The sequence below is a fragment of the Algibacter sp. YIN40 genome, from assembly GCF_057219435.1.
Window position 1 is genome coordinate 291,428 of the sequence record NZ_JBXVVC010000003.1, and the last position, 17,082, is coordinate 308,509.

A 17,082-nucleotide genomic window follows, 5' to 3' on the forward strand; every position below is an offset into this window, starting at 1 on the left:
GGAAATGCTTTTTCGACAGACAGTTGTTTATTTCGGCTTTTATATATAAGATAAATACTTTTTTAATTAATTCTTATATAAATGTTCCATTATCATTCACTTTAACCTTAATCCGTTTATCACCATTCTCAAGAGTAAGTTTATAAAGCTTTTTTAATTTACCAGAATTATGGTAATTTACCACATATGCATTTTGTGATATTAACCAATTTGGGAATCTTTTAGTAACAGATTCCAAAACAGATGATGGCAAATCAATGTCTTTATATCTTTCTATTGTTCTTAGCAAATTACTTTCTGAATCGTAGGAAGCTAATATTTTTCCTTCAGGAATTACAAAATAAACTTCGTATAAATCATATTCATCGGCATAGATGTCTAATTCTTTGACATTGAAATCACTAACTTTTAAATGTATTTTTTCAACTGGAATAGCTACCTCTTTAGAGTTTACATCACTCAAATACTTGTAATTATGAACGATATAAACAGCAGGAAATGTTTCAGGGTTTTGAGCATAAACTTGGGTGGTTAATCCCAACAGAAGTAAACCAATAATTAAAGTTTTCATAATTCAATTTTTATGAGTTATTATGGGACAAAACTATATTTATAAATTAAGGTTTAAAATGATAACCATCAGTTATTAAACAAATTAACAGGGTTATTTTAAACAAACCTCACTTTAAAAAAACTAATATTTTAGTATATAGAACTCTGCATCTTTTAGATGTATGGAAAGAGAGGAATTGATATGTCTTCCTATTTAGTTTGTCGTTCTCGACCAGTTAGTTCATCAATATTTATTTTGAATACAACTGGGGATCCTTCTTTATAAATTTTACTTGAAAACTCACTTAAATATTTTAAATTTTTCCCTTCTTTTTTTCTGATAAGATCTTTTACCCCTTCTGAAAATTTGTGCAAGTTTATTTTGGCGGTACTTCCTGAAAATTCTTGATAAGTACCGCATACCATTACAGACCTCCAATTATTTACTGTATCAATCTCAGAAACTTCTATAGATACCTCATTGTTAATTCGTAAAGCATTTATTTTATGTCCGTTTCCTGAGTAACCTAATAAAGCATTGGTGCTATCATCATAAAAATAGGTAATAGGAATAACAAAAGGTCTATTATTATAAACATACGCCATGTGACCTATGTAGTTTCTGCTTACTAGTGTTCTACATTTAGATTTCCCAAGTTTAAGAATCATGATTATATAGGGTTAGAAATTTAGCAAAAAACGATTTAGAATAAATTCTAAAAGCCAACATATCTTTATGTCGGAATGTCATTTTTTAATTTATGCCCTAATTTATTTTATAGTATTGAAATATAAAATGATATTAGTCAGCTTAAATTAATTTGAAGCAGGGCTGCTACATTTAATTTGAATAAAAGTAATTTCTGGTCGCATGCCTAACCTACCAGGAAAGCCTATCCAACCTAGACCTCTATTTACGTATAGATATTGATTGTTTTCCTTATATAAGCCTGCCCAGTGCTTGTATTTATATTTTATAGGACTCCAAGTCATTTTTTTGTAATTAAATCCAAGCTGCATACCGTGTGTATGTCCAGATAAAGTAAGTGCAATATCTGTTTTCCCAACAACCTCTTGTTTCCAATGTGATGGGTCATGAGAAAGTAAAATTTTAAAAGGCATATTGATTGTGTTTTTTAATGCCATTTGTAAATTGCCATATTGCTTAAATTGTGGTTTTCCCCAATTTTCGACACCAATAATGGCTATTTTTTCATTATCAATGTTGATAATATGAGATTCATTTAATAACAACTTAAAATCTATGTTTTTGTAAAATTTTTTAATCGCATTAAAGTTTTCTTGTTTGGCTTCCATAGTGTCCCATGTGCTATAATCACCATAATCATGATTTCCTAAAATGGCATACTTCCCTTTTTTAGCTACTAGTTTTTTAAAAACTTTTTCCCAACCTGTTAGCTCCCACGCATAATTATTTACCAAATCGCCTGTGAAAAATATAACATCTGGTTTTAAATTGTTTATATGCTTTATGGCCTTTTCCAGAATATGAAAACGGTAATTAAATCCACCTATATGCAAATCGGATATTTGGACTATTTTTAAACCATTAAACGAATTTGGCAAGTGATTAAATTGAATTTTGTAATGATAAACTTTAAAGCGATATGCGGCTTTGAAAATGGCATAAACGATAATAAAGAAAGGTAGGAATCCTGAAAACAAACCGACTAAAGGAATAATTATTATGGATTCTTTTTCTGAAAAAACATAGTTTGTAAAAAATAGTATTGATATAATGACAACAAATAATATTTTTGGAATAAAAGAAGATATAGTAAGCCCGTATAAAGAAGAAATAATTAAATATTTACGTCTGGGATTAATATTGTCTAAAGTGATTTTAAGAATTAAAATAGTTGTTATTAAACCTATGGTAAACGTCCAAAATAATATGTTTATAAGTGTTTTTAAAAAAGTTGATGTTAGTAATACTGTAATAGATTGCAACCAATAAAATGCTATAATATCTATCAATAATATGGTTATGCATAAAAGTGAAATTGTAAATATTGAATAGCTACGCATAGTATGAATTGAGTATTAAGTTTTTTTCTTTTTTAATCGTCGTTTGTCGCGTAATGCCCAAAAGACCCCTTTTACATCTGAAGCCCAATTGCGATACATGAAAATGAGTGTAATTTCCTCAAAGGTTTCTAGAAGGCCTATTATTATCATGGTGTAAAACAATACATATTCTGGATTAAAGAATAACGACCATAAAATGAATATACTTTGGAATATTGCTGAAAGTTTTGCTAAATAGGTGTGAAATGCCGTTGCTTTACCATATTTGAAATATGCTATTAACATCTGGATGATGTATGGTATAAAAGCAATCCCAATTAAAACTAGGTTTGCTTTAATAAATTCGGTCTCAAAATAAAATAAACCAATTAACCCAACAACAAGTGTTATTTGGTCGCCAAAAGAATCTAGTTGCGAACCCCTTGGGCTGGCAATTTTTAACTTTCTCGCTAAATAACCATCTATAGCATCAGTAGAATAACTAATTAATAAAAACCATGTAAAAACCAACCGTAAATCGAACCAAACTAAAGCTAATAAAAACGGCGCAGCAAGTATTCTATAAAATGAAAACCAATCGGCAATATTGAAGTTCTTAAATGTGAGCATACCTATTTTCAACTTTTATAAATATACAATGGGTCGGTTTTATAAAAAATGAGGAATGTCAGCTTAAAAGGTATTCACTGTCGAGGATAATGTAAAACTAAACCTATATTGAAACAAATGACTAGCATCAATTAACCAATAGAATACATGTTTTAATTCATTTTAAGTAATCGTTTTTATTCATTTGAAAAACGTGTTCTAGATTCTTATCAAAGTTTCTCTTTTATAGTTTCAATCATTTTTGCGGTATGAGCAATGGGTATGTCCCAGGCTTCTTTGATCTTACTATTTATAATACACCATACAACAGCAGCGTCGATCTCGATTGGTTTGCCTTCCAATGACATGGTGTCTTTAACAAGTGTAACAACTAAATTATCTCCCAAAGGGCTTATAGCTATAGGATTTACTTTAAAGGAACCATTAGTACGACCTGCTAGTTTTTGAAAGAAACCCTTCAAACCAGAGAGACCGAAATAATCCCCTTCTAACTCAGACAGTTTAGGGTTAATATAATGCCAAACGAAATCTTCGGCTAAGATCTCAGCAGCAGTATTCGGATCTGTAGGATTAAACCTCTTTAAAATACTGATATTTGGATGTTCTTTATTCATGATTCTAATTTTTTGCCAGTTGCTTTTTAGAGTGAATCACCTTTAAGGTTAATGCGCCATAAGTAATTGCCAGTATAACAACAGAGACAGCTATTCCTAAATAAGGTATTGTGGCAATCAGGCGCATTAAAAGGGCAAACCCTAAGGCAATGAATGTAACACTCCAAAAGCCCCAATTCGTATCCTTTTTATGCTTTAAATAATAGGCCAGTAGTATTGCAGCAATTAATTGACCGAAAAGCAGACTAAACACAAATATAGCCGCTGCGAATAGGCCTAATGGGATACCAATGGTTATGAGTAGCGCTACAATGATTAATAAAGGAATACCAATTAGGTAAACCAATCCAAAACCAAAACTTTTGAGCCAGTTATTCTCTAAGCCGTCAACAGCTTTTAAAAACGCGTGTTTAAAGAGCGCATGGAAAACAAGAATTCCTAGGAGGGCAGTTAAGATATATTTCACCCAAGATACCAATGATTTTGTGCCAAAGGTTGTTAAAGATAGTTGCGTGGCATCTTCTTTAAGGTCTTCATTGAATTGTGCTTGTGTATTAACCAGCGCATCATTAAAATCAATTTCACCCTTGCCATGGTAGTACTGAACTTCTTTATAGAACTTAGCGTTAGGCCCAATAATAATTTCATCTGATGTAATTTTTGAGGTCTCTCTTATTGTTCCATTTACAAGTATGTCGGCCCCTTTAATGTCTATCTTTCCGAGCACCTCGCCATTTATTTCAATGTTACCAGCAAAGCATTTTAAATTTCCATGTATTATAGCATTTTCAGTAAGGATAACTTCCCCACCAAAAACAACTAAATCATCACCTATTTCTGAGTCAATAGTAGTCCTTCCTACCGCTATTCGAACGTCATCTGCTACATAACTGTTCAGAAATAATTCGCCTCCTGCTGCAGTCAAGTCTCCCTTAATACTATCATTGACAATGAGTTTTCCTCCGGCGATGACTAGATCTCCTTGTATTATGGCATTTATCTTGATGGTTTCTCCAGCTCGATAGGTGTCATCCGGCTGTACCTTATTAATTAAGATCTCACTTTCATACTCCGTTTGGCCAAAAGAGACAATTGAGTAAAATGACATAAGTAAAATGGCTATAGTTTTCATTGGTATTAAGTTTTTGATTTGAACACTAAATCTACTATTTAGCAACTATTTAAAAAATGAGGAATGTCAGCTTTAAAAATTATGCGTCTTTAAATGAACTGTAACATTCAAATTTTAATTATAAGAATTTATATATAGGTTCGCCTTTTGGATTTAAAAATGAATAAAGTGTTATCAAAATATTAATTGATTTTAAAACGAAGAAGTCTTAGGGCGTTAAGTACAACAATTAGGGTAGAACCTTCATGAAAAGCAACCGCTAAACCTATATTTGTAAGTCCCAAAATAGTAACAGGAACTAGCAAACATACGACCCCTAAACTTATCCAAATATTTTGTTTTATTATACGTTTTGAAGCTCTGCTCAAACCTATTACAAAAGGTAAGTTCTCAATTTTATCAGACATTAATGCTACGTCGGCAGTTTCTAGTGCCACATCACTACCAGCAGCACCCATTGCTATGCTTACAGTACTTAAAGCCATTGCAGGAGCGTCGTTTACACCATCTCCAACCATGGCTATTTTGTGATATTTTTGGATTAATTTAGTTACTTCAAATACTTTATCTTCAGGTAGTAAATTACCTTTAGCTTCTATAAGACCAATTTGTTTTGCAATGGCATTACCAACATATTGATGATCACCAGTAAGCATTACCATGTATTTAATACCAATTTTTCGGAGTCGTTTTATTGTAGCAACTGCTTTGTCGCGAGGTAAATCCATGACACTTATTAAACCTATAATTTCACCCTTATAAGCAACAATCATAACTGTGTGACCATTTTCCAAAAGATTAACCATTTCAGACTTAACTCTTGCATCGATATTTATGCCCGAATCTTCCATCAACTTTACATTTCCTATGTAAACATTATTACCATTATAAAGTGCTCTAATTCCTTTTCCCTGAAAGGCATTAACGTTGGATGCATTATTTTTAGATTCAATGTTATAATTTTCTTTTATATCCTTTGCAATAGCTTTTGCTAGTGGGTGATTACTCAAACTTTCAATGTCTAGAACTAGCTCAATAAGCTTATTTATAGGAAAATTGCTTAGTGGTATTATGTTTGTTAGTTTTGGTTTTCCTTCGGTGAGCGTACCTGTTTTATCAAATGCAATGGTAGTGATTTCACTTAAATCTTCTAAAGCTTTTCCTCCTTTAATAAGTACACCTTTTTGGGCTGCTCTTGCAATACCACTTAACACAGCACTAGGTGTTGAAATGGCTAATGCGCATGGACTAGCTGCAACTAATACTGTTATAGCACGATATAAGCTTTGATTAAAATTTTCATTAATGACCAAATAAGTAAAGCATAATAAAGAAACTACAAATATGACGAATGGTACGTACCATTTTTCGAACTTTTTGGTTAGTCTCTGAGTAGGCGATTTTTGAGTTTCTACTTCGCTAACCATTTTAATTAATCTAGAAACAGTAGAGTCTTTAGTTAGTTTAAGTACTAAGACTTCAATGCTATTATTGCCGTTAATGGTTCCAGTAAATACAATGTGTTTTTTATCAATGTCTTTAAAATTTGGTAAATTATCTATCTGTTCTATGAAAACCTTATCTACAGGAATGCTTTCTCCAGTTATTGGTGCTTGATTAATACTACTACTGCCTGAAATTATGACACCATCTGCAGCAATTTTGGTGTTTGGTTTAATAACAATAACATCATTTATGCGTAGATTTTTTATAGGTATTTCTTCAAGCCTGCTATTTTTCTTAAGTAGAGCCGTATTTGGTGATAATTTAGTTAAGGCTTCAATAGATTTTTTAGCTTTACTCATGGCAAAATGTTCTAAAGCATGTCCTATACTAAATAGAAATAATAATAATGCCCCTTCCGCCCATTTATTAATATAAAAAGCTCCTAGAGCCGCCGCAATCATCAGAAAATCGATATCAAATTTACCTTTTCTAATTTTTTTATAGGCTTCAATGGTAGTAAAGTAGCTTCCAAAAAAATATGAGATTATATAACTTGATAAAAATAACCAGTTCGATATAGTTGTAAGTTTTTGAATTAAAAACCCAAAAAGAAGAAATGCTCCACAAAAGATGGCAAAATAAAGTTCCGCTTTCTTTACAGGGCTGTCATTATGCTTTTGGTTTTCATCTTTCATTTTTGCAATAATAACTTCCATCAATCAAGTTTTATTTTTAATTGTTCATTAATGTGAAAGAAGGTTTTAATACTTCTTTTTATATTTAAATTCGCATCTATGATTTTTATTGGTTCTAAAAATCTTCGTATAATCGTAACCTGTTATTTAATATTTTAATTTCATTTTTTAAAGTATTTACTTGATCTAATAAATTATAAATAGCATCAATACCTTCAATATTTATTTCTAAATCATAATGCAATCGTACTATTTTTTCAACCTCTATTATTTGTGTTTTATGAATAAAAAAGACATCTTTTTTTAGCGTTAATTCTATAAGTTGAAACTCTTGCAGTCTAATTATAAAAGCTACAGGTATACTATAATGTTCGCACACTAATCCTATTGGTATTAAATCTCTTGTTTCCATTATGAACGTTGTGTTTGTAACTGTTTAATTAATTCTTTTTCTTTGTTTGAAAGCTTATTAGGTAATTTAATATTATAGGTAATATATAAGTCTCCAAACCGATCTTCCTTTTTATATTTTGGAAATCCTTTGCCTTTAAGTTTTACTTTCGTCCCGTTTTGAGTTTCTGGTTTTATTTTGAGTTTTACTTTTCCGTCAAAGGTGTTTACCGTAATTTCTCCACCCAATAAAGCTTTGTATAAATCTAAATCTACAGTTAAATGAAGATTTTCTTTATCTCTTCTGAATTTTGAATGATTTACAATTGAAAACTGAATGAACAAATCGCCATTAGGCCCACCATTAACACCTTTACCACCGTGGCCTTTTATTTTAATGATTTGTCCGTTTTCTACCCCTGCAGGAATGGTAATTCTAATGTTTTTATTATTAACCGTTAAGGTGCGCTTATGTGTGCTGTAAACGTCTTTTAGATTGAGTTGCAATTCGGCATTAAAATCTTGTCCTCTAAATTTTACTTGTCTAGCTCTGCCACTAGAAGAGGCTCTTCCGCCAAACATATTCTCAAAAAAATCTGAAAAGTCTTCTTCTGAATATCCTCCCGAAGCACCTTGATAACTTCTTTGAGGGCGTTGATGTTGTTTCGCTTTTTCGTATTCCTCAGCATGTTGCCAATGCTCGCCATATTGGTCGTATTTTTTTCTATTTTCAGGATTACTTAATACCTCATTAGCCTCATTAATTTCTTTAAATTTCTTTTCGGCTATTTTATCATTGGGGTTTAAATCTGGGTGATATTTACGCGCGAGTTTTCTATACGCTTTTTTGATATCTCCTTCGGATGCCGTTTTGGTAATGCCTAATATTTTATAGTAATCTATAAACGACATATATTGAATATTTAATTATAAAATTAACATCATTACAGGTCAAAAAAAATGATATAAATCATTTAGAACAATTCAAATTATTATTTCGCCATCCGCCATTTGGATAATGCGATCGGTTTTATTGGCAAAATCTTCATCATGAGTTACAATTAAAAGCGACAAACCTTGCTCATCACTTAACTGTTGGAAAATATTGAAGACATTTTCAGCATTATAACTATCTAAATTCCCCGTTGGTTCATCTCCCATAATAATAGATGGGTTATTAATCAAGGCTCTGGCTATAGCAATACGCTGTTTTTCGCCACCTGAAACTCTCGATGCGCGTTTTTTTGCAAGCTGTTCTATGTTTAACATTTTCAGTTTTTCAAAAGCATCGTGTTCTATTTCTTCATCCGATTTTTCGGCTAGTTTTTTAGCAGGTAACATCACATTTTCTATAACTGAAAATTCAGATAATAAATAATGAAACTGAAACACAAAACCAATATGTTTATTTCTAATATATGAAAGATGGTCTCTACTTTGATTTGTAATGAGTTGGTTATTTAAAAAAAGTCCCCCCTCGTAATCAGTATCCATGGTTGATAAAATGTATAGCAATGTAGATTTCCCACAACCCGATTTTCCCATTATTGAGGCAAACTCTCCTTTTTTAATTTGAAAATTAATATCCTTTAAAACATGAAATAATACAGGCTTTTTAAAATACTTGTTAATATGTTTTGCTTCTAGTACAATACTCATTTATTGACCTCTTATTATTCTTACTGGATCTATTTTTTTTGCTTTTTTTGAAGGTAAATAACCTGCTAAAAACGTTGATATCATCGCAAAGGAAAAACCTATGATAAAAAACAACGGATTTAAGTTTATTGGATACGTTTCAACTGTTGGAAGTGCTTCTGTTTGAAAAGGAATAGTATCAATTATACTCACTAATCCAAAACCAATTATAAGTCCTAAAACACCTCCTATAAACCCAATAATAATAGCTTGACTCATAAAAATAAGTTGCACATCTTTACCTGAAAAACCTGTAGCTTTTAAAATAGCTATGTCGTTCATTTTTTCATAAATAAGCATATTTAAAATATTATAAATTCCAAATCCTGCTACGATAAGAAGCGTTATTGAAACGGCATAGGTAATAAGATTTCTTATGGTTGTGCCTGTCTCAAATTGTGCGTTGGCTGTTTTAATATCAATAGCTGTTAAATTGAATTGTTGCTCAATTTTTTTTGATAATGGTATGGCTTGCTCGATGTCATATAATTTGACATTAATATCTGTAATATAATTTTTGGCTTTGCCTAAAATTCGCTGAATGGTTTTTATATTGGTAAAACTTTGAATAGCATCTAGATCTGCAATACCACTTTGATAGAAACCCACTATTCTTAAAGGGAAAATACCTCCGTTAATAGGGCTAACTTGTACGCGGTCTCCAACTTTTAAAGACATTTTTTTAGCAATACCAATGCCTAATAAAATACCATTATCTGTATTTTGTAAAGCTTCGGCAGAGCCTTCAACAATATAATCGCCCATATTGAATAATCGCGCCTCATCCAGTGGGTTAATACCAGTAAGATTACCTCCTAATTCAATTGAGCCCGCGATATAGAAAATTTGCGTTTTTACCTGTGGAAGTGCTCCCCGAACATTACTGTTTTCTTCCAAATAATTAATAATTGGTAAAGCGTTGTGAATTTTTTTTTGAGTGAGTTTTGGTTTTATAGAATGCACCACATTAAAACTTTCTTTTATATTATCATATAAAGAAATGGGCTGTTTATCAGAAGGTTCAATCTCATTGTAAACATGAATATGTGGTGTTTGATTTAATATTAAGTCATCTAGCATGCCATTTAAACCAGTCATAAAACATACTAGAGTGATGTATGAGCCAATGCCAAAAGTAACACCAAGAGCAGCAATAGCTGTTTGTTTAATTTTGGTTAGCAAATGGGTTTTTGCAATACCGAGTATTACGCTCCAATTTATCATTATTCAGGTTTGTAGATGTAAGTGTTTTTGGTTATTCCTGAAATTACTTCAACATATTCCATGTTTTGTAACCCAATTGTAATGTATGTTAAACCGTCATCGGTTTTTACTTTATTATCATCTATCAAATAGGCTTTTGGTATGGTTAAAACACTGTCTTTTTTTGCCATTATAATATTGGCTTCGCCTGATAGCCCTGGATACAATTTGGCAGGCGCATTTTCGAAAATAGCTTCCACTTTAAAGGTTTGGTTACGTTCATCTTTTTTAGGATATATTTTTGAAACCTTTCCTTTAAAAATAGAGCCTTTGTATGCATCTAAATGAATTAAAATATCTTGTCCAAGGGCAATGCGCACAATATCAACTTCATCTACCAACATATCGATAATAAAATGAGTACTACTGCCAATGGATGCTAAGGGTTCCATAGTGTTTACAATTTCTCCAGATTCTTTATATAAGGCATATACTTTGCCATTAATTTTACTTTTTACTGTAAAATCTTTGGTTGTAATTAGTGCAGTTTTATAATTGTTTTCTGATTGTTTTACTGCGTTTTGCAATTCATTTTTTGTTCGGTTGTATTTACTTTGTAAAAGCACCAAATTATTAGACGCCAACTCGTAATTAAGTTTTTTAGTGTCATATTGTACTTTTGAGCCTATTTGCTGTTCCCAAAGGTTCTTCTGTCTGTAATAATTAGTAGAATCATTCTTGTATTTTAGTCTCGCTGCAATAATCTCACTCATAATACCATCTAAAATAGCTGCTTTGCCGCTATAGTTTTCCTTTGCCAATTCCAAAGTAAATTTTGCATTTTGAGCATTTAGCTTAGGCGCGTTATTAATAATTTGAATAATGGCTTCGCTTTTTGAAACCATATCACCTTCTTCTACTAAATTAATATCTAAAATACCAGAAACAATAGCATAAGCTTGATATAAACTATCTGGTTGAATAGTTACTGAAGAATAAACGGATTCTGTTAGAGACCTTTCCGTTGGAAGTATTTTATCCTCATTATTAAAACATGAGAATATGATGAAAAAGAGAGTTAAATACCAAAAAGGTTTCATAATCAATAGGCTAATTTTGCTTGTAATAACAGGTATTCATTTAAATTAATATGGTCAATAACGCCAGCAAGTTTGTTGTTGTTTAAAACAGGAAAAAATGGATGTTTTTCGCTATGGGTTAGTTTGTATATCTTTTCAAGATTATCATCACTATTTACAGTTTTGAAGTCTGTATTCATAATATCTTTTACCAATACATTTTTGTTAGAATTGTCTATGATATCTTGATGATAAAGCAATCCTAAGACACGATTATCTTTAACCACAACAAAGCTATTTTCGGTACTAGATATTAATTTGTTTACAACAATGTCTATGGAATCTTCAGGTTTAAAGGTTGTTATGTTTAGCAGCATAGCGTCTTCAACAGTATGTCCTTTTAATAATGCTAAATGTTGTACCATTTTATTTTCGCCGTATGCGCCTAAAAATATAACTAAGGCAATAAATACGAGAAACGGGTTATATAATAAGCCTATTAATAAAAAGAAAGCAGCAATAAATTGCCCAATACTGGAGGCTATTTGAGTTGCCTTTACGCGATTCATTTTCATAGCTAATAAGGCTCTTAAAATTCGCCCACCATCCATTGGAAAAGCTGGGATAATGTTAAAAAGTACTAATCCAACATTTACTATAAATAAAGAAAATAGAAAATTTTGCCACCTGAAACTCATTAATACCTCAAAGGTTTCTGTAAAATTTAATTGCAAAAACTCATCTACGGGCACTATAAAGTATAAAAATATAGCTATGATGATATTAACCAAAGGACCAGCAATTGTGACTAATAGTTCTTGTTTTGGCGATTCTGGAATTCGCTCTAAACTTGCCATCCCGCCAATGGGGAGTAAGGTTATTTTTTTAGTGTTAATACCAAAGCGTTTCGCTGTTAAGGCGTGCCCTAATTCGTGCAAGACTACACAGGCAAAAACGCCTAGAACCAATGCAATGTTAAATAAAATACTTTCGGTTGTGCCGCCTCGTTTTAATTCGCTAAAAACTATCCATGCAATTAAGAAAAAGAATGTCCAGTGTACAATAATCTTAATGCCAGAAACACTTCCTAATTTAAAGTTTGCTTTCATTTAAAAGAGTTTATTTATTGGTGGTTATGATGGTCCATTTCTTGTTTTCATTTAAAACAGCATAAACATTATCATAAACTCTTTTGGAGGTTATTTTAGGAATTGTTCTTAGAAATTTTTTATCTAAAACTACGTTTACGCCTTTCGGATTTAAAAAGGCTCTATTAATTCCATTACAATCAATAACAACTTCGTAATATCTATAGTAGACTATATTTTTTCCCAAAATCTCGTTCTTGCCTAATTCCTCTTTAATTAGCTCTAATACTATGGCTTCTTCATTATTGAAATTATAAGCATTTAAGAATTTGGGTGGAATAACAGTTTTTCCTCTTTTATCTATATACCCAAAGTATTTTATGCCTTCTTTTTCTTCGGAAATTAAGCATCTGTTATTTTTAAAAATAGGGTATTTGTAACCATTGGTTTTAGTTAAAACCAAATCATCTCTAAAGGGAATAACAATAATGCCTTTGTCATTTATAAATCCCCAAGAATCCCCTTTTTTAATGGCAGCGACATCATTACTAAAGGGTGCTATAAAATCGAATGCTTCTGTTGTTTGTGCTAAGACAAAAACAGGAAGTAGTAACAGTATGATTAATATTTTTTTCATGACAAAATAGTTTTATTATAGTAGTCTAAAATAGAATCTTTAGTGTTATTACAAAATGATATTCATCATGATAGAATTTGTCTAAGAATACTGATTTATAATACTAATTATTTCTTTTTTTTGTAGTACGCCCGATTGCCGCCAAAGCTGCTTGCCATTTTTAAAAAGTATCATGGTTGGTACACCACGAACTTGATATTTTGTTGCTAATGGTTGATTTTTATCCACATTAATTTTTATAATTTTAATGGCGTCAGCAAGTTCATGCTTCACTTCTTTTAAAATAGGAGCGAGTGCTTTGCATGGACCACACCAATCGGCATGAAAATCGATTAACACTAATTGATTTGAATTTATAATACTATTAAAGCTACTCATATTATCAAGCTATTTTTTTAATTCTATATTTAGTTTAGCAAGTATAATTAGTTCCGATTTGTTTAACCCAGAAAAAGATGCTGCAATAGCGTGTGCTGTTTTTATTATTAGTTTTTTTAAATTATCTGTAAACAGATGTGGTTGTTCATTTTTATAATTTACAAAAGCGTTGTAACATGCTTTAGCGTCTAAATTTTCTTCATCATTCAACCAATCAAAAATAAACTCTATCTGGTATGCTGCATCTGTATTATAGGCATCTTCAATAATATCGGCATCTAACCAATGCTTTGTTATTAATTCTTTTAACTTGTTAAATTCCTCATCCCTCACTTTTCTATCTGCTGCTGCAATGGCATAAAAAAGCTTACCAAGGGATTGATAAAACTTAAGTGTCAACTTTTTTTTGGTTTTCATTTTTGCCAAATTTATTTTAATAAAAATACATACTTATAAGATTATTACACATGATATAAGTCAGTCTTTTAAGGAGTGTTTTATCGTATTTTTATAGTGCAATTCGTAAACATAATATTTCATGTTTAAACAAGATCAAGAAATATTCAATATTCTTTTAGAAACAGTTTCTGAAGGTGTGATTATTGTTGATAACCATCAAAATATTATGGAAGTTAACGAAGCAATAAAAAAGATTTTTGGGTATACAAAAAAGGAACTGGTTGGTAGGGAACTAAACTTGCTAATTCCATCAAATTATCACATAAATCATCTCAAGTATTTTAATGACTTTATAAAAAAAGGGAAACGCCGTTCCATGGGTGAAGCCACCGAAATTTTTGCCTTAAAAAAAGATGGAACTATTTTCCCTGTTGAAGTTGAGCTCAATCCTTATTCAATCTATAACAAAACTTATGTTATGGCTTTGGTTAAAGATATTTCAGAAAAAAAAACCATTGAAAAAAGCTTAATGCTTCGAACAAAGGCGCTACAATCTGCAAAAAATGGTATTATTATTACTGATGCACAAAAACATGACAACCCTGTGATATATTTTAATTCTGCATTTCAGGATCTTACAGGATATTCTGATGCTGAAATATTAAATCATAACTGTCGCTTTTTACAAGGTAAAGATAGAAACCAACCACCTCTTAAAAAGCTTCGAGAAGCTATAAAAAATGGCGAGAGTTATCAAGCTACTTTGCGAAACTATAAAAAGGATGGCACCATGTTTTGGAACGATTTGTATGTTTTTCCAATTACCAACAGCAAGGGTATAGTTACAAATTTTATTGGTATACAAAATGATGTGACGTTAAGAAAAAACTCTGAAGAAGAACGCAACCACCTAGCAACCATTTTTAATGAATCGTTAAATGAAATATACGTTTTTGATACTGAAACATTAAAGTTTATCAATGTAAACTACGGTGCACAAAAGAATATTGGTTACAGTCTCGAGGAATTAAAAAATATGACACCTTTAGATATAAAGACCAAGAACAAGAAAATTGAATTTAGAAAGACTATTGATGTTTTATTAAATAAAAATGTTGAAAAAGTAGAATTTGAATCTATTCATAAACGTAAAAATGGTACTGAATACCCAGTGGAAGTGCATTTGCAATTATCAAATTTAGGCGAAAAAAATGTTTTTGTAGCCATAATTTTAGATATAACCGAACGAAAAAACTACACTTCTCAACTAGAAAATCAGGTGGAAGAAAGAACACAACAACTTAAAGTAGCACTTAGTAAAGAAAAAGAGCTTAATGAGTTGAAAACTAAACTCTTATCCTTAGTATCTCACGAGTTCAAAACACCTTTAAGTGGTATTTTAACATCTAGCCAACTACTTAGCAAATATCAATTAGCCGAGCATCAAGAAAAGCGAGACAAACATTTAAAAATAATAACAGATAAAGTTTACTTTTTAAATAATATACTAAACGATTTTTTATCGATAGAAAAATTAGAAACAGGAAAAGTGAATTACAAGTTTAGTCATTTTAAATTGAGTAAAGTTGTTAATGAAGTCGTTTACAATGCCAATATGCTTTTAAAAGATGGTCAACAAATTAAATATCCAGAAAATATTGATGATTTATCATTATACCAAGATGAAAAAATTATCCAGTTGATATTCTTTAACTTACTGCATAATGCTATTAAATATTCGACAGAGGGATCTGTTATAGATTTACAAATTAAACAAGATAAAACTTTAACAACGCTTACGATAAAAGACGAAGGGATTGGTATTCCTGAAAAGGATCAAAAAAGTATTTTTGAACGTTATTATAGGGCAGAAAATGTTATTAATACACAAGGTACTGGCATAGGGTTGAATATAGCTAAAAACCATTTAGAAAACTTGGGCGGCTCTATCTATTTTGAAAGTAAAGAGCACGTAGGCACTATTTTTACAATAACATTTCCAAATATAGTAGAATCATGAAAACAGTTTTACTCATAGAAGATGATGCTGTTTTAAGAGAAAACACAGCGGAACTTTTAGAACTATCCAACTATAAGGTTTTGAAAGCTTCAAACGGAAGAACTGGTGTGGCATTAGCTAAAAAACAAAATCCAGATATTATTGTATGCGATATAATGATGCCTGATTTAGATGGATATAGTGCACTTAAAATCCTTTCAAAAAGTAAATTAACAAAGTATATTCCCTTTATATTTTTATCTGCTAAAACAGAGCGTAGCGATGTTAGAAAAGGAATGAATTTAGGAGCAGACGATTATATTACCAAGCCATTTACTGAAGATGATCTTATTAGTGCCATAGAAAGTCGTTTGGCAAAAACATCTATTTTAAGAGAATCAAAAAAAAATCAAAAAATTGATTTAATTGAAGAAGATGCAAATGAAATAAAAACTCTTAATGACTTAAAAAACTTTTTTGATGATTATGGTGAAGAATTTACTATTAAAAAAGATGATGTTATTTATCATGAAGGCGACCATTCTAATTATATCTATCTAATAAATCAGGGTACAGTAAAATGTCATAGAATAGATGAGCAAGGTAAAGAACTAGTAACAGCATTGTATAAAGAAGATGATTTGTTTGGGTACACATCGTTTACACAAAACATACCCCATAAAGAAACTGCAACAGCTATTGTAAACACTAAATTAGTTGGCATTTCAATTATTGACTTTAATAATATTCTTGATAATAATCATAAAGTAGTATTAGAACTTATTGAATTATTAACTGATGATTTGTCTAGTATTAAGGAACAACTCTTACAAATGGCTTATGGTACAGTTAATAAAAAAACAGCAGCTACTATTTTAAAATTTGCCAAAAAAATTAATCGTAAACCAGATGACCCAATAAAAATATCGAGAAATGATTTGGCTAGTGTTGCAGGAATAGCTCCCGAAACCTTAATTAGAGCCTTAACAGAGTTTAAAAAACAAGGTATTATTAAGGCTGAAGGACGAAATATTAGAGTAATAGATATTGAACAATTAGAACGAATTTCTTAACAACTATTTCAATAACTTTAAGATGATTAATATCATTTTAT

At 30.8% G+C, this 17,082-nt stretch carries 18 protein-coding genes; 2 read left to right on the top strand and 16 right to left on the bottom strand.

All coding sequences use genetic code 11. The features are described 5' to 3' along the window. Positions 1–73 precede the first annotated feature (73 nt). The 16 genes from AC2D6V_RS12140 to AC2D6V_RS12215 form a co-directional block, all read right to left on the bottom strand. On the bottom strand, positions 74–571 hold the full coding sequence (locus AC2D6V_RS12140) for a nicotinate-nucleotide adenylyltransferase (protein WP_484648465.1): 498 nt from the start codon (positions 569–571) through the stop codon (positions 74–76). 191 nt (positions 572–762) lie between these two features. Beyond that, the gene (locus AC2D6V_RS12145) at positions 763–1,221 is read right to left on the bottom strand and encodes a pyridoxamine 5'-phosphate oxidase family protein (protein ID WP_484648466.1); all 459 of its coding nucleotides are present in this window, start codon (positions 1,219–1,221) and stop codon (positions 763–765) included. Positions 1,222–1,368: 147 nt separating this feature from the next. Beyond that, positions 1,369–2,550 (bottom strand): metallophosphoesterase, encoded by a 1,182-nt coding sequence (locus tag AC2D6V_RS12150; protein ID WP_484648467.1) that lies wholly within the window; start codon positions 2,548–2,550, stop codon positions 1,369–1,371. A 66-nt stretch (positions 2,551–2,616) separates the two neighbouring features. Further along, a complete protein-coding gene (locus AC2D6V_RS12155) occupies positions 2,617–3,210 on the bottom strand; it encodes a CDP-alcohol phosphatidyltransferase family protein (protein ID WP_484648468.1) in 594 nt (197 codons plus the stop codon). A 209-nt stretch (positions 3,211–3,419) separates the two neighbouring features. Beyond that, a complete protein-coding gene (locus AC2D6V_RS12160) occupies positions 3,420–3,824 on the bottom strand; it encodes a nuclear transport factor 2 family protein (RefSeq protein WP_484648469.1) in 405 nt (134 codons plus the stop codon). Between the two features lie 4 nt (positions 3,825–3,828). Beyond that, entirely contained in the window at positions 3,829–4,956 is a 1,128-nt protein-coding gene (locus AC2D6V_RS12165; RefSeq protein ID WP_484648470.1) for a bactofilin family protein, read from the bottom strand. A 182-nt stretch (positions 4,957–5,138) separates the two neighbouring features. Beyond that, the gene (locus AC2D6V_RS12170; RefSeq protein ID WP_484648471.1) at positions 5,139–7,118 is read right to left on the bottom strand and encodes a heavy metal translocating P-type ATPase; all 1,980 of its coding nucleotides are present in this window, start codon (positions 7,116–7,118) and stop codon (positions 5,139–5,141) included. A 94-nt stretch (positions 7,119–7,212) separates the two neighbouring features. After that, positions 7,213–7,509, bottom strand: a complete 297-nt coding sequence (locus AC2D6V_RS12175) for a chaperone modulator CbpM (protein ID WP_484648472.1) — start codon at positions 7,507–7,509, stop codon at positions 7,213–7,215. Continuing rightward, positions 7,509–8,399, bottom strand: a complete 891-nt coding sequence (locus AC2D6V_RS12180; RefSeq protein ID WP_484648473.1) for a DnaJ C-terminal domain-containing protein — start codon at positions 8,397–8,399, stop codon at positions 7,509–7,511. The genes AC2D6V_RS12175 and AC2D6V_RS12180 overlap by 1 nt, the downstream gene beginning before the upstream one ends. 72 nt (positions 8,400–8,471) lie before the next feature. After that, positions 8,472–9,146 carry an ABC transporter ATP-binding protein gene (locus AC2D6V_RS12185; RefSeq protein WP_484648474.1) on the bottom strand — a complete coding sequence of 225 codons (675 nt, stop codon included), beginning with the start codon at positions 9,144–9,146 and terminating at the stop codon, positions 8,472–8,474. Next, entirely contained in the window at positions 9,147–10,409 is a 1,263-nt protein-coding gene (locus tag AC2D6V_RS12190) for an ABC transporter permease (RefSeq protein WP_484648475.1), read from the bottom strand. Further along, positions 10,409–11,488: an efflux RND transporter periplasmic adaptor subunit gene (locus AC2D6V_RS12195; RefSeq protein WP_484648476.1), complete on the bottom strand. Its 1,080-nt coding sequence runs from the start codon at positions 11,486–11,488 to the stop codon at positions 10,409–10,411. The genes AC2D6V_RS12190 and AC2D6V_RS12195 overlap by 1 nt, the downstream gene beginning before the upstream one ends. Before the next feature lie 2 nt (positions 11,489–11,490). Next, on the bottom strand, positions 11,491–12,576 hold the full coding sequence (locus tag AC2D6V_RS12200) for a site-2 protease family protein (RefSeq protein WP_484648477.1): 1,086 nt from the start codon (positions 12,574–12,576) through the stop codon (positions 11,491–11,493). Between the two features lie 10 nt (positions 12,577–12,586). Beyond that, entirely contained in the window at positions 12,587–13,192 is a 606-nt protein-coding gene (locus AC2D6V_RS12205) for a WG repeat-containing protein (protein ID WP_484648478.1), read from the bottom strand. Positions 13,193–13,273: 81 nt separating this feature from the next. Then, entirely contained in the window at positions 13,274–13,570 is a 297-nt protein-coding gene (gene trxA, locus AC2D6V_RS12210; protein WP_484648479.1) for a thioredoxin, read from the bottom strand. A 9-nt stretch (positions 13,571–13,579) separates the two neighbouring features. Continuing rightward, positions 13,580–13,987, bottom strand: coding sequence for a hypothetical protein (locus AC2D6V_RS12215; protein ID WP_484648480.1), 408 nt, complete (start codon positions 13,985–13,987; stop codon positions 13,580–13,582). Positions 13,988–14,108: 121 nt separating this feature from the next. On the opposite strand from AC2D6V_RS12215, the gene AC2D6V_RS12220 reads away from it, so the two are divergent. Both AC2D6V_RS12220 and AC2D6V_RS12225 read left to right on the top strand, forming a co-directional pair. Next, the gene (locus AC2D6V_RS12220; RefSeq protein ID WP_484648481.1) at positions 14,109–15,989 is read left to right on the top strand and encodes a PAS domain-containing sensor histidine kinase; all 1,881 of its coding nucleotides are present in this window, start codon (positions 14,109–14,111) and stop codon (positions 15,987–15,989) included. Next, positions 15,986–17,041, top strand: coding sequence for a response regulator (locus AC2D6V_RS12225; protein WP_484648482.1), 1,056 nt, complete (start codon positions 15,986–15,988; stop codon positions 17,039–17,041). The genes AC2D6V_RS12220 and AC2D6V_RS12225 overlap by 4 nt, the downstream gene beginning before the upstream one ends. Positions 17,042–17,082: the final 41 nt, after the last annotated feature.